Origin of the sequence: Curtobacterium sp. MCPF17_018 (assembly GCF_003234135.1) — a bacterium.
Taxonomy (GTDB): Bacteria; Actinomycetota; Actinomycetes; order Actinomycetales; family Microbacteriaceae; genus Curtobacterium; species Curtobacterium flaccumfaciens.
Genome location: NZ_QKSJ01000003.1, coordinates 225,205 through 238,934, shown reverse-complemented (window position 1 = coordinate 238,934; position 13,730 = coordinate 225,205). Strand labels below are relative to the sequence as shown.

The 13,730-nt window shown below is 72.2% G+C and carries 11 protein-coding genes; 4 read left to right on the top strand and 7 right to left on the bottom strand.

Going from position 1 to position 13,730, the window contains the following annotated elements; genetic code table 11:
* Positions 1-416: 416 nt before the first annotated feature.
* A complete protein-coding gene (locus DEJ27_RS18105) occupies positions 417-3,116 on the bottom strand; it encodes a LuxR family transcriptional regulator (protein ID WP_110859067.1) in 2,700 nt (899 codons plus the stop codon).
* A 524-nt stretch (positions 3,117-3,640) separates the two neighbouring features.
* Here DEJ27_RS18105 and DEJ27_RS05490 point away from each other — a divergent pair.
* Positions 3,641-5,200, top strand: coding sequence for an MFS transporter (locus DEJ27_RS05490; RefSeq protein ID WP_110859066.1), 1,560 nt, complete (start codon positions 3,641-3,643; stop codon positions 5,198-5,200).
* A gap of 17 nt (positions 5,201-5,217) precedes the next feature.
* Here DEJ27_RS05490 and hisN read toward each other — a convergent pair whose 3' ends face one another.
* The 4 genes from hisN to aroA form a co-directional block, all read right to left on the bottom strand.
* On the bottom strand, positions 5,218-6,006 hold the full coding sequence (gene hisN / locus DEJ27_RS05485) for a histidinol-phosphatase (protein WP_110859065.1): 789 nt from the start codon (positions 6,004-6,006) through the stop codon (positions 5,218-5,220).
* A 19-nt stretch (positions 6,007-6,025) separates the two neighbouring features.
* The gene (locus tag DEJ27_RS05480) at positions 6,026-7,198 is read right to left on the bottom strand and encodes a hypothetical protein (RefSeq protein WP_146244651.1); all 1,173 of its coding nucleotides are present in this window, start codon (positions 7,196-7,198) and stop codon (positions 6,026-6,028) included.
* A gap of 257 nt (positions 7,199-7,455) precedes the next feature.
* A complete protein-coding gene (rsgA, locus tag DEJ27_RS05475) occupies positions 7,456-8,502 on the bottom strand; it encodes a ribosome small subunit-dependent GTPase A (protein WP_110859063.1) in 1,047 nt (348 codons plus the stop codon).
* A 3-nt stretch (positions 8,503-8,505) separates the two neighbouring features.
* A complete protein-coding gene (aroA, locus tag DEJ27_RS05470) occupies positions 8,506-9,891 on the bottom strand; it encodes a 3-phosphoshikimate 1-carboxyvinyltransferase (protein ID WP_110859062.1) in 1,386 nt (461 codons plus the stop codon).
* 135 nt (positions 9,892-10,026) lie between these two features.
* Here aroA and DEJ27_RS05465 point away from each other — a divergent pair, with 135 nt between their 5' ends.
* Together DEJ27_RS05465 and DEJ27_RS05460 are read left to right on the top strand one after the other, a co-directional pair.
* Positions 10,027-10,824, top strand: coding sequence for a sigma-70 family RNA polymerase sigma factor (locus DEJ27_RS05465; protein ID WP_216852363.1), 798 nt, complete (start codon positions 10,027-10,029; stop codon positions 10,822-10,824).
* Entirely contained in the window at positions 10,821-11,063 is a 243-nt protein-coding gene (locus tag DEJ27_RS05460) for a zf-HC2 domain-containing protein (protein ID WP_027465838.1), read from the top strand. Before DEJ27_RS05465 ends, DEJ27_RS05460 begins: the two co-directional genes overlap by 4 nt.
* Before the next feature lie 6 nt (positions 11,064-11,069).
* Here the strand turns inward: DEJ27_RS05460 and DEJ27_RS05455 are convergent, their stop codons facing one another.
* Entirely contained in the window at positions 11,070-12,518 is a 1,449-nt protein-coding gene (locus DEJ27_RS05455; protein ID WP_110859060.1) for a LamG-like jellyroll fold domain-containing protein, read from the bottom strand.
* A 56-nt stretch (positions 12,519-12,574) separates the two neighbouring features.
* The gene (locus tag DEJ27_RS05450) at positions 12,575-13,156 is read right to left on the bottom strand and encodes a hypothetical protein (protein ID WP_111090464.1); all 582 of its coding nucleotides are present in this window, start codon (positions 13,154-13,156) and stop codon (positions 12,575-12,577) included.
* A 115-nt stretch (positions 13,157-13,271) separates the two neighbouring features.
* On the opposite strand from DEJ27_RS05450, the gene DEJ27_RS05445 reads away from it, so the two are divergent.
* A complete protein-coding gene (locus tag DEJ27_RS05445; RefSeq protein WP_110859058.1) occupies positions 13,272-13,712 on the top strand; it encodes a GNAT family N-acetyltransferase in 441 nt (146 codons plus the stop codon).
* Positions 13,713-13,730: the final 18 nt, after the last annotated feature.

The following is a 13,730-nucleotide window of genomic DNA, read 5'->3' as shown; positions in this document are numbered from 1 at the left end:
GTCCCTTCGGGGGAACGAGGGTGGGTGGAACGGGGAGGTGGGACTGGTGCGGCACCGACCGCCGTCGGGTCTGCCGCGCGTCCGGGGCCTCCCGGCCCGGGAACCGACGCCCGTCCTCGGATCAGGCGAGGACGGACGTCGGTGTCGTTGGGCCGAGGGGTTCGGGTACCGGACGAGGTACCGCGGGCTGGCCCCCGGGGGAGGGGCACGGCGGTCGGTGCAGGAGAAGCCTCACCCGCCGCCGACCACACGGCAACACCCGTCGGACGCTCTTGCGGTTCCCCGCGTGCGGGGGCACACCGCGCTGCGGTCGCGTGCGGACTCCCGCAACCGCCGGCGCACCAAGCGAGGGACGACGGACGGGAGGCCCGGTACCAGCTGGTACCGGGCCTCCCCTCCGTCCTGTGGTGCGTCTCCTACGTGAGGAGCGCGACCAGGTGCGATCGCGACCGCGCGCCGACCTTGCGGTAGATCTGCGTGAGCCGCAGCTCCACCGTGCGCTGCGACATGAACAGCGACGAGGCGATCTCGCGGTTGCGGTAGCCCTCGGTGACCTTCTGCACCACCGCACGCTCCTCGGCGGTCAGCGACGTGAGCACCGCCGACGCGTCGGGGGCGCTGCGCGGCGTCCCCGGGAACGCCGGCGAGAGCACCGGTGCGGACCGGATCGACGACGAGCCCGTGCCGAACTGCGGCATCGCCGCAGCCGGCGCCGGCGTCACCAGCGGTCGACGCAGGCCGGCCGCCTCGTACGCCGCCGCCGCCGCCGCACCGAGGCGCGGACGCTCAGCCGGGTTGCCGACCGCGGCCAGCGCCGCGAACGTGCGAGCCCGCTCGTACTGCGAGTCGTGCGGCTGGAACAGCTCCAGCGCACGGCGACGAGCCGTCTCGCGGGTGGTGTCGTCGGCGACGAGCGCGAGGCTCCGCGCCAGCACGAGGGCACCCCAGCGCCCGGGACGGGCATGGTGGTCCGCCGCCAGACGGGCCGTGATCGCCCGCGCGTCGTCGATCCGTCCGAGACGCACGTACGCCTCGACCAGGTCACCGAGGTGCCGGAGCACCGCGGGGTTCCGGAGCGACCGACCGATGGCGTCGGCGGCCTCGAGCGCGGTGGCTGCCTCGTCGAGGCGGCCGTCGAGCAGCAGGACCTTGCCGCGGAGCGCGTGCAGCTTCGCCGTCGCACCCCAGAGCCGACTCGTCGAACGGTGCTCGAGGCACCGGTCCACGACGTCGAGCGCCTCGGCGGAACGGCCCTCGGCGAAGTGCCGCCACGCGACGGCGATCGCCCGGGAGGGCTCACGCAACCGCTCGGCGACGGACGAACCGGACTCCCACACGTCGATCGCGCGGAGCGCCTGCCGGAAGTTGCCGGAGCGCACCTCGTTCTCGGCCGTCAGGTAGCGCGCCGCCTCGGTCCACACCGCTGCGGTCTCCTGCCCCCGGGCGAGCACGAGTGCGAACACCCGTCGCGCGCTCCGGTAGCGCTCGCCGATGCTCAGCGCGTGGGCGAGCAGCAGCAGGGCCGGGTCGGACATCGCCACGAGCTCCGACGTCGCGAGCCCGTCGTGCAGCTCAGTGTCGGGCGGCAGCACGCCGTCCACGGCAGCGATGAGCTCCCGCGCGGTCGTCGCGATCTCGAGGGTGTGCGCGGACGCCGACCCCTCGAGCGGTTCGATCCGGTGCAGCAGATCCTTCGCCTGGTCGAGCTCCCACGCCTCGGCACGGAAGCACGCCACCATGGCCATCAGACCGGCGACGGCGTCCACCTCCGCCGGGTCGGTCGCGTCGACGGGGACGAGCAGCTCGTCCGCGTGCACGGCGTCACCGCTGAGGTACTCGGCCGAGTACTGCAGCCGGAGCCGGCGGACCTCGTCCGGCGTCGTCCGGAACGGACGGAGCGCCGCGAGGTACCGCGCGGCGAAGCCGAGCAAGCGCTTGCCGAGCATGGCCTCCGCGACCCCGAGGAGCGCGACGTGCTCGTCCTCGGTCCCGCCACCGACGTGCAGGGCACGCTCGGTCAGCGCGATCGCAGCGTGCACGTTGCCGTCCACGACGTACGACCGTGCAGCCTGGAGCAGTGCGACCACGTCGGGGACGTCGTCGACGAAGCTCCGGTGCCACGCGGCCGACCGCGGGTCGCTCTCCGCGCTCGCCGTGGCCAGCTCGGCGTGTGCCGCACGACGGTCACGGGCGGGCATCCGCCAGTAGAGCGCGGAACGGACCAGCGGGTGCCGGACGGTGACGCTCTGTCCGCGGACGGTCGCGAGACCGGCCCCGACCAGGTCGTCCAGCTCGTCCCGGTCCCACGCCGTGGTCTTCGCGACGGGCACCAGGGCGAGCTTCGCGAGGACGTCCAGATCGCGTCCCGCGGCGGGCCCGAGTGCGAGTGCCGCGATGGCCTCGGTCATCGGAGTGGGTCGGAGCGGGAGCACGATCGGCTCCGCACCGGTGAGTTGCTCCCGGGTGAGCACCGCGAGCTGTTCGCGGAGCGCGCCGGGGTTGCCACCGGTCTCCTCGGCGAGGACGGCGAGGACGCCGTCGTTCGCCTCGGCCGGTGCCATGGCCCGGGCGAGGACCAGGGCCTCGTCCGACGGCAGCGGTTCGATGCGCAGGGTCGGCAGGGCCGCGAGCGGACCGTCCGACGGCACCGAGCGGACCGTCGCCACGACGCGCAGGGCGGTGCCCGCGAGTCGTCCGGCGAGGAACGCGATGAGTTCCTGGCTCTCCGTGTCCATCCGGTCGAGGTCGTCGATGAGGACGAGCGTCGGCGGGAGGGTCAGGGCGTGCACGGCGTCGAGGAAGTCGTGCGCCGCCGCCAGCCCGGCCGTCACGGCGGCCGCGGTCCCGCCTGCCTGCAGCAGGTGGGCGATGTGCGCGGTCGCTCGGGGGTCGTCGAGCGCGGTGAACAGGGAGGTCACCCCGGCCAGTGGCCAGCGGGATTCACTCCCGTTGACACCGACCCGGACGACGGGGAGGGAAACGCGGTTCGAGACCGCGTCGAGGACGCTGCTGCGTCCGGAACCAGGGTCGCCGACCACGACCATCGCGGACTCCCGTGGGAGCACTGCGAGGGTCGCGATCCGGTCGACCTCGAGACGTCGACCGGTGAGTGCCATGACTCACCGGCCTCCGGGTCCGGAGGTGGATGCTGCGAGGAGGGCGTCGGCGAACACGGGGGTCGCTGCGACGGGGCGCACGGAGGCGGACCGGACTGCTGCACGGCGGGTGACCGTGGCGGAGTGCGGACGAGCGGCGGCGACTGAGCGCGCGCCGGAACTGTCGTGGATTGGATGCGGTCGACGAGTGTGGGTGCACTCGGTTCCGCTCGGGAACGATGATGTCATCGTCTGTATCACCCCTCGGGTTAGGGTCTTCGGACGAACACGACCGGTCTGTTCCGCCGTCCGGATCTAGGGAATCCGAGAGCATCACGTGACCTGCCGTCTGGAGCACGATAACTCAGGTACCGGCCCGCCGAGCGGACTCCGGCGAGCAGATGTCCAGAACGGTGCCCCCAGTACGGGGGGCCACGAGGGGGTGTGACACCCGCCCTCTGCACCCCGATCCGGGTCCGCCGGACGGAACCGGGGTACAGGTCTGTCCGGACCTCGTTCGTCGTCGCAGGTGTAGCACGGACGGGATGTCCAACGCCGAACCGACCGACGCCCGCCTCGATGACCGCACCCGGTGGCGTGCCTTCGCCGTGTGCGTGGCGGTCGCGGCCCTGACGATCCTCGACCTGTCCAAGGTGAACGTCGGGCTGCCCTCGATCGAGCAGTCGCTCGGGGCCACCAGCTCGTCGCTCCAGCTCATCGTGGCGGGGTACGCGCTGGCGTTCGGCCTCGCCCTCGTGCCCGCGGGTCGGCTCGGGGACCTGAAGAGCCGGCGCGTCATGTTCATCGTGGGGCTCAGCGCGTTCACCGGATCGAGCCTGCTGTGCGCGGTCGCACCGAACATCCAGGTCCTGATCGTCACCCGGATCCTGCAGGGCTTCGCCGCCGGGATCCAGATGCCCCAGGTCATCGGACTCGTGCAGCAGCTGTTCCGCGGGCCGGAGCGGGGCCGCGCGTTCGGACTGTTCGGGGCGATGATCGGCATCTCCACCGCCCTCGGGCCGACCATCGGCGGTGGCCTCATCGCGATCGGCGGCGAGGAGTCCGGCTGGCGGCTGCTGTTCTGGATGAACGTGCCCCTCGGGATCGCCGCACTGCTCTTCGCCGTCCGCCTGCTGCCGAGAGGTGCCCAGGGGAAGGCGCAGGACCGCGAACTGGACGTCGTCGGCATCCTGCTGCTCGGTGCCGCCATCATCACCCTGATGCTGCCGTTCGTGCTGACCAGCGGCGGCGGTGGTTCCGCGACCCGCTGGTTCTGGCTCGTCGGCTTCGCGGTGTTCCTCGTGCTGTTCGTGCTCTGGGAGCAGCGGTTCAAGCGGCAGGGCAAGTCGCCCGTGGTGCACTTCGAGCTGTTCCGGCTGTCGTCGTACCGCAACGGGCTGTCGATCGTCGCCGTCTACTTCGCGGCCCTGCCGGCGTCGTTCCTCATGGTGACGCTGTACCTGCAGGAGGGCCTCGGGCTCGCACCGCTGTTCGCCGGCATGGTGAGCATCCCCTTCGCCGCGACGAGTGCCGTGGGTTCCTACATCGGCGGACGGATCGTCGACCGGGTCGGGCGGGCGCTGGTCGTCGCCGGGCTCGGGATGGTCGTCGTCGGCTTCCTGCTGCTCATGGTCGCCGCCGTCGCCACCCCTCCGGAGGTCACCCCGTGGGCGATGGCCGGTGCGTTCCTGGTGGGCGGACTGGGTGGCGGGTTCGTGGTGTCGCCGAACCAGACCCTGACCCTGGCCGAGATCCCGGTCGAACAGTCCGGGGTGGCGGGTTCGATGCAGCAGCTCGGACAGCGTGTCGGCACCGCGATCGGCACCGCGGTCGCGACGAGCATCTTCTACGGCATCGTGCGGAGCGAGGCGGCGGGGTCGGGATCCGGCGGGTCGGGCGGGCGTCTCGACGCGTACCACGACGCGTTCCGCAGTGGCACGACGTTCACGGTGTCGCTGATGGCGCTGGCGCTGGTGCTGGCCGGTGCGGACCTGGTGGCGCGTCGGCGCGCGGCGCGGCGTTCCGACGGTGAGTCCGAGCACTCCAGCTCGGCTGCGGGGTCCGCCGAGCAGACCGAGGCGTCGGGTCCCGCCGAGCGCGGCTGATCGCCCGCCGACCGTGCTCAGGCGTCGCGGCGGATGACCTCGACGACGGCGTCGTGGACCAGGCCGTTCGAGGCGAGGGCGCTGCCGTGCCACGGCCCGGGGTCACCGTCGAGCGAGGTGAAGCGGCCGCCGGCCTCTTCCACGATGGGGACGAGGGCCGCGATGTCCCACGGCTTCAGGTCCGGTTCGCCGGCGACGTCGAGGACGCCCTCGGCCACCATCATGTACGACCACATGTCGCCGTAGGCCCGGGTTCGCCAGACCCGGCGCGACAGGTCGACGAGCGGCTCGAGGCGGTCGTCGTCGTCCCACTGCTGGATGCTGTTGTAGCTGAGGCTCGCGTCGGCGAGCTCGGACACCCCGGAGACCCGGAGCGGCCCGTCCAGCGAGAACGCGCCGGAGCCCTCGGCCGCCCACCAGCGCTTGCCGAGGGCGGGAGCGCTGACGACGCCGAGCACCGGGCGGCCGTCGACCGCGAGTGCGATGAGGGTCGCCCACACCGGCACACCACGCAGGTAGTTGGCGGTGCCGTCGATCGGGTCGACCACCCACTGGCGGTGCCCTTCGCTGACGGCCTCGGCCCCGGTGTCCGCCGTCGTCTCCTCGCCGAGGAACGCGTCGTCCGGTCGCTCGGCGGCGAGTCGCGCGCGCAGGGCCCGTTCGACGGCCTGGTCGGCGTCGGTGACGTGCGTGCTGTCGGCCTTCTTCGTCACGTGCAGGTCGGCGGCACGGAAGCGCTCGAGGCTGATCGCGTCGGCGGTGTCGGCGAGGGAGCGGGCGAAGTCCAGGTCGGCGCTGAGGTCCACGTCGCCCAACCTACCGTCGCTACGCGGCGACGACCTCTTCTTCCTCGAGCCGGGTGACCTCGCGCTCGCGGGCGATGCGGGTCCGGCGGGCGACGAGCCCGTGCACGACGACGCAGAGCAGGAGCGCGGCGGCCAGCCAGAGGGCGAGCACGAGCGACGACCGGCCGAGCGAGGCGTCCGGGAAGTACTGCAGGTCCTGTGCGGCCTGCAGCCACGCGGCACCGCTCCAGAAGGTGTGCAGGGCGGCGAAGAACCCGGGCTGGAAGGCCGGCTGGAAGATCCCGCCGGACGACGTGAAGTTCAGCATCACGAACAGCATCGTGAGGATCGGGGTGGTCCACCGTCCGAGCACGGGGTGCAGCCCGACGCCGAGCGCGACGATGATCGCGTCGTAGAGCCAGGCGAACAGGAACACCTGCCAGTGGTGGGTGGTGATGACGCCGTAGATCGGTCCGGCGACGATCACGCCGATGCCGGCGACTACCCCCGCGGTGGCGAGCCCGATGACCGCGGTCCACACGGCACGGAGCTTCGTCGCGACCGAGGCCACGGCGATCGCGGACGCGTACCCGCCGACGCTCAGGGCGACGAGCAGGAAGAACAGCCCTTGGCCGGTGGTGTCCTGGTCGCCCGTGGGCACGACGTCGTCGACCCGGAACGGCACGTGCTGGTCGTAGGCGATCGGCAGGAACACCTTCTGCGCGGCGCTCGCGGTCGTCTCCGACGCGGCGGTCGAGACGTAGAGCGTGGCACCCGTCGCCGTCGGCGCGTACACCGCGGCGAGGTCGCGGTCGCGCACCTGCTGCTCGGCCGCCTTCGTCGAGCCGACGACGTGGGCCACGAGGGCCCCGTCGGACTGGTCGGTCACGGTCTGGGCGAACACCTGGGTGGCCGCGCCCTGACCGACGATGCCGACGGGCAGTTCCTGCGGTGCCGGGGCGTGGAACGCGCCGAGGTACGCCAGGCCCATGCCGGCGGCCAGGAACAGCGGCACGAGGATGTGCGAGGCGAAGGTCAGCAGCACGCGACCGAGGCCGGCGGGGCGCACGACGCTGTCGGAGCGCTGCGGCTTCGTGGGCCGGGGGGACTTGTGGGTGGGGGAGTGGTGCGCGTGCGACGTCGTCGTCGTGCTCGGGGACGGGGCGTCGACAGCGGGGGTCGGCGCAAAGTTGTACTTTGCAACTTCAGACACGACCGCAACTGTACAACCCCGATGCGTGCTTGTCGACGGCGGCCCGGTGCCGAGGCGCCGTCCGGTGCGAGGTTGCGCGGGAACCGGAGTGGTCACGACTCACCGCGCGCCGACGCTCGAGTGGTCACGAACTGTCGGTTGCCGCACCCCCAGCCGACAGTTCGTGACCACTCGCCGCACGCACCGCGGGGTGTTGCGACCAGCCGCCGACCAGCCGCCGACCGGCCGCCGACCGGCCGGCATCACCGCACCGCGCGCTACTCGGAACCGGGGTCGGACGCGCCCATCCCGGTCAGCAGCGCCCGGAACGAGTCGAGCCGCTCGACACCGGTCGGCCCCAGCTCCCCGTCCTGCACCCGGTCGACGATCTCCCAGTCGTGCGCCTGCGCCAGCGGGATGCCGTCCCGCGCGGGCAGCACCGGCACGGCGTGCGACGCGAACGCCCGGAAGACGTTCGCGGGGTCGACGTGCCCGAGGCCGAACGACCGCACACCGGGCGTGTCGATGATCCACCCGCCGTCGCGGACCCGCAGCGCGATCGACGACGACGACGTGTGCCGCCCCCGACCGGTCACCGAGTTCACGACGCCGATCGCGCGCGTCGACCCGGTCAGGGCGTTCACCAGGGTCGACTTGCCCACACCGGAGTGCCCGACGGTCACGGTCACCTTGTCGTCGAGCAGCTCGTGCAGCGCCTCGAACGGGACGTCGTCCGAGCGGCTCGTCACGATCCGTAAGGAGAGGCACGCGAAGTGCGCCAGGAACGCAGCGGGGTCGGCGAGGTCGGTCTTCGTGATGCAGAGGATCGGGTCGAGGCCGGCGTCGAACGCGGCCACCAGGTACCGGTCGATCAGGCGGGTGCGCGGCTCGGGGTCGGCGGCGGCCACCACGATGAGCATCTGGTCGGCGTTCGCCACGATGACGCGCTCGACCTCGTCGGAGTCGTCGGCGCTCCGTCGCAGCAGTGTGGTGCGTTCGGCGACCTTCACGATTCGTGCCAGCGACCCGGGGTCGCCCGAGACGTCCCCGACGAGCGACACGTGGTCGCCGGTGACGACGGACTTCTTGCCGAGCTCGCGGGCCTTCGTCGCCGTGATGACGTGGTCGTCGATCAGCACGCCGAACCGCCCGCGGTCGACGTTCGTCACCCACCCCACGGGGGCGTCGTCGTACGTCGGCCGGGTCTTCGTGCGCGGCCGGTTGCCCTTCGGGTTCGGCCGCACCCGCACGCTCGACTCGTCGTACTGCCCGTACGGCTCGTCCGCGTCGGAGTCGTCACCGTCGGTGTCGTCCCACCAGCTCATGCGTCAGTCCCCACTCACCGGTGCCGCGGCCACCGAGGACGCCACGAGCGCCGCCCACAGCTCCGGGAACTGCGGCAGCGTCTTCGCGGTCGACCCGATGTCGTCGACGGCGACGCCGTCGACGACGAGGCCCACGATCGCCCCGGCGGTCGCCATCCGGTGGTCGTCGTACGCGCCCCAGGCGCTGCCGTGGAGCGGCGCCGGCTCGATCCGCAGGCCGTCGTCGAGTTCGTGCACCGCGCCTCCAGACCGGTTGAGGTCCGCCGCCAGCGCGGCCAGGCGGTCCGTTTCGTGCCCCCGCAGGTGGCCGATCCCGGTGATCTCGCTCGGGCCGTCCGCCAGCGCGGCCAGCGCGACGAGCGCCGGGGCCAGTTCGCCGCCGCGGCTCAGGTCGAGTTCGAGACCCGGCAAGGAGGCCCCACCCCGGATCCCGACGCCGCCGTCGACGACCAGGTCGTCACCGTCACGGACCACGCTCGCCCCCCACAGGGGCAGGAGCGTCTCGAGGTCGGCACCGACCTGCGTCGTCTCGGTGGGCCAGGTGCGGATGCGCACCGTGCCGCCGGCGACGAGCGCGGCGACGGCGAACGGCGCCGCGTTCGACAGGTCGGGCTCGATCGTGACGTCACGCGCGCCGATCGGGCCGGGGTGCACGACCCACTCGCCGACCGACGGCTCGTCGACCCGGACGCCGCGGGCGCGGAGCGTCGCGACGGTCATCTCGATGTGCGGCATGCTCGGCAGGCGTTCGCCCACGTGGGTGAGGTGCAGGCCCTCGTCGAAGCGGGGCGCCGACAGCAGCAGCCCGGAGACGAACTGCGAGGACGCCGACGCGTCGATCGTCAGGGCCCCACCGCGGACCGAGCCGGTGCCGGTGAACGAGAACGGCATCGACCCGCCGCCGTCGTCCGTGACGTCGACACCGAGGTCCACGAGTCCCTGCACGATGGCGTGCATCGGCCGCTTGCGGGCGTAGGGGTCGCCGTCGACCGTGACGGGCCCGACGGCCAGGGCGGCGAGCGGTGGCAGGAAGCGCATCACGGTGCCGGCCAGCCCGCAGTCCAGGCGGACGTCGCCGTGCATCGGGGCGGGCGTGATCCGGAGGTCCGGACCGTAGGGGTTCGGGGCGGTGCCGGCCGCCGGCTCGAGCTCCTCGATGCCGACGCCGAGCGCACGGAGGCCCGCGATCATCAGCGCCGAGTCACGGGAGTGCAGCGGGAGCCGGATCGTCGAGGGGCCGTCCGCGAGGGCCGCGAGCACGAGCTCCCGGTTCGTCAGCGACTTCGACCCGGGCAGCGCGACGTCACCGCGCAGCGGACCCCCTGCGACCGGGGCGATCCAGGGGTCGGCGGGCTGGGCCCCGCTGTGGGAATGCATCGTGTCTGCCATCGGTTCACCAGGGTACTGAACGCACCGGGAGGATCAGTGGCGACAGCAACACTCGCACGAGAGCGGACCGGCACGGCAACCGTGCTGACCGCGGTGCCGACGACGCTCGGCACGCTCGGCCTAGACTTGGCGGCGATGACGACCGACGAACCGCAGGCAGCTCCGCACCACCTGGTCGACGAGACCGAGGTGCAGCTCGACGCCGTCGAAGAGGAGCACGAAGCCCTCGACGACGCCGCAGACGAGCCGGTGGACGCGAAGACCGTCTCCGAGGGGGAGCTGCGGTCCCTGTTCGAGGACCAGGCGCTGCCCTTCATGGACCAGCTCTACGGCGCGGCCATGCGGATGACCCGCAACCCGGCCGACGCGTCGGACCTGGTGCAGGAGACGTTCGTCAAGGCCTTCGCCGCGTTCCGCCAGTTCAAGCAGGGCACGAACCTGAAGGCCTGGCTGTACCGGATCCTCACGAACACGTTCATCAACACGTACCGCAAGAACCAGCGGAACCCGTACCAGGGCACCATCGACGAGCTCGAGGACTGGCAGCTCGGCGGAGCGGAGAGCGTCACCCAGTCGATCTCCGCCCGGTCCGCCGAGGCCGACGCGATCGACCACCTGCCGTCCTCCGCCGTGAAGGACGCACTGCAGGCCATCCCGGAGGACTTCCGGATGGCCGTGTACTTCGCCGATGTCGAAGGCTTCTCGTACCAGGAGATCGCCGACATCATGAAGACCCCCGTGGGGACGGTCATGAGCCGCCTCCACCGTGGCCGCCGGCTCCTCCGTGGGCTCCTGGCGGACCACGCCCGTGAGACCGGCATCGTCCCGGACGCAGCGTCGACGGCGACGATGCGTGGACGGGGCCGAGGCGCGGCACAGACGACGAAGGCAACCGCGGCCACGGGTCGCACCGGACGGAAGGACGCACGATGAGCGGCTGCGACTGCTCGAAGGCGAAGGCCGAGCTCGAGGAGTTCCTGCACGACGAGCTCCGGCACGAGGACGCCGCGGACATCCGCGAGCACATGGACGGGTGCGAGGACTGCCAGACCGAGCACCGCGTCGGCGTCGTGCTCATGGAGACCGTGCGACGCGCCTGCAAGGAGACCGCTCCCGACCAGCTGCGCAGCGAGATCCTCGCGCGCATCCGGGTGGAGCAGGCCACGCACTGACCGGTGTCAGCGGCCGGCGGTGAACCGGGCTGCGACGGTCTCGGCGTCGAGGACACGGTCGTAGACGGTTGCCGAGTCGATGTCGCCCGTGAACCCGAAGTTCCCCGAGTCGGGCCAGCCGACCAGGGTTCCGCGGCCGGTGCGCCAGTGTCCGTCGTACTGCCGAGCGGCGACGGCATCGGTTCGTCGCTCCTTGCGCTGGCCGTCGACGTAGAGGGTCATCGATCGTGACTCGAACGTCGCCACGGCGTGGTGCCACTCGCCGTCCGCGACGTCACCGCCGCCGACCGTGAAGTTGAAGAGGTTGCCGGCGCCCTGCACGCCGAAGCGCAGGCCGCCGCCGGAGTCGATGTACAGGTGCCGGTCGCGGTAGGTCGATGCGGGGGCGGTGTCGGACGTGAAGCCGAACACCCGGCCGCCCGCGGGATCGGCGGACCGGAACCACACCTCGAGTGAGAAGACCTGCGGTCCGGTGGTGGGCCGGTCGGTGACGGCGTAGTCGTCGGTGCCCGCGCCCGGGTAGGTGCTCCACGGGTTCGCCGCGCAGCTTCCGTCGACACGTGACGCGTCGCCGACGAAGCGTCCGTCCGCGCCGTGTCCGCTGCTGTCCTGCACGATGTCGCCCTGTTTCTCGGCGAAGTCCCACGCCAGCTGGCTGCCGGCGGGAGCGGGTTCGTGGAAGCACGGGAACGTACCGGTGCCGAGGGTCGTGGCGGTCGCCGTGGTGCCGCTGAACCCCGCCCCTGCAGAGCCGGCGGCGAGTGCGATGGTCAGGACGGTGACCGCGGCGACGACGGACAGCGAAAGGCTCGCCGCGACGTCCGGAGCGCCGGTACCCCCTGCTCCGGACACGGGTGCTCCGGTGCCGGGCGTCAGGGCAGCCGTGCCGAGGTCCCAACGCGGCGTCCCACACCGTCGACAGGGTCGGCCAGCGGTGATGTCGCGATCGGCCCGTGCCGCCCGCACGAGCGCGAGCGCCGCCACGACGGCGATGCCGATCGGCACCCAGGACTGCTGCCGTGACCACACGGTCGGGAGCCCGATGCCGGGGAAGCGCAGCACGCCGACGCCGAGGACGGCCTCGGGCATGACCGCCGTCCGGTCCGCGGTCGGGTTCGCGTCACCCCGGAGCCGCAGGCGGCCGTCCTGCTCGATGCGCTCCAGCCGGTGGAGCCGGAGCCGCTCGGCGTGATCGGGGTCGTCGACGAGCAGCACGCGACCGGGATCGACGGCATCGGGACCGGCGGGCATGGCGGCGACGACGTCACCGGTCCGGATGCCCGGGGCCATCGAATCCGAGACCACCGTCGTGACGTGCCAGCCGAGGGATGCCGGCAGTGCGGCCCAGACGGCGAGCAGCAGCACGGACCACAGGACCGTGCGCGACGCGACCGCGAGGAGCAGCCGTGGTACGTCGCCGGTGCACCGGACGTGTCGGTGGGTGGCGGTGGACATCGGCTGCTCCTCGGTTCGGTCGGGTCGGGCGGGAGGGATCGGGATGGGGACGGGGATCAGTCGGTCTGCGCTTCCCACACGAACGTGGTGCCGGCCTCGGACGACTGAACCGTGTTCGGCGCGCCCTCGCCCAGGTCGTAGCTGAAGCGGTAGGTCGTGCTCGTCGTCCCCGTGGTGGGCTGCCACGCATCGACCCCGGTGCCGAACGACTCGAGTTCCATCAGACCGGCGAGCGTGCCGTCGTGCACGGTCGTCCCCGTGGTGAAGGTGCTGCAGTCGCCCGCGGTGCCGAGGCTGCCGCGCTCGACGGTCAGCCCGACGTGCTCAGCGAGGGAGTCGGCGTCGGCCGCGTCTGCGGCGTAGAGCTTCACGGTCGAGGCGTTGGTGGTGTTCGCCGTGACGGTGATGCAGTTGGAGCCGGCGGACCCGGGCACCAGGTCGTCGACGTCGAACATCGCGAGGCCCTGGTCGTCGTCGGTGAGCGAGACGGCACCGGTGCGCCAGCTGTTCGCGGCGTTGTCGGTGCTGCTCGAGAAGGCGGCGTACGAGGCCGTGGCGATGAGTGCGCCGCTGGCGACGACGGCGAGCGGGAACGCGATCCAGGCTGCGGTGCGGCCGTGGCGGGAGGTGATGTGCATGGCTGTCCTGTCGGTCGGGATCACCCGGCGGGTGATATGCAAACAGGGTATATGAATATCAGTTGCAACGGAACCCCGTCGCAACACGACCGAACGCACGGGTAGGTTGGCCGACATGACCCTCTCCGTCGAGTCGACCTCCACCTGGTCCGACACGGACGTCGCCGACGTCGCCGCCCTCGTCCGTCTGCTCGGTCACGACGTCGACGATGCGTCGATGCGTGCGCGCCTCGCTCGACTCACACCCGAAGCCGGCCACCGGACCTGGGTGGTGCGGGGTGACGACGGTCGCGTGGTCGCCGTCGCCGGTGCCCAGGTCACCTGGGCGTACGCGAGCGACGAGCCGACGGCGCAGCTGCTGCTGCTGGTCGTCGACGACACGGCCAGGAGGCTCGGCACCGGTTCGGCGCTCATCGGCACGTTCGAGGCATGGGCGGTCGAGCAGGGAGCGCGTCGCCTCAGCGCCGTCAGTGCGGCCGCCACCGACAGCGCGCACCGCTTCTACCAGAAGCGCGGGTACCACGACGCCGGGGTGCGGTACACGAAGATCGCGTAGCGCCGCCGCCTTCCGCGC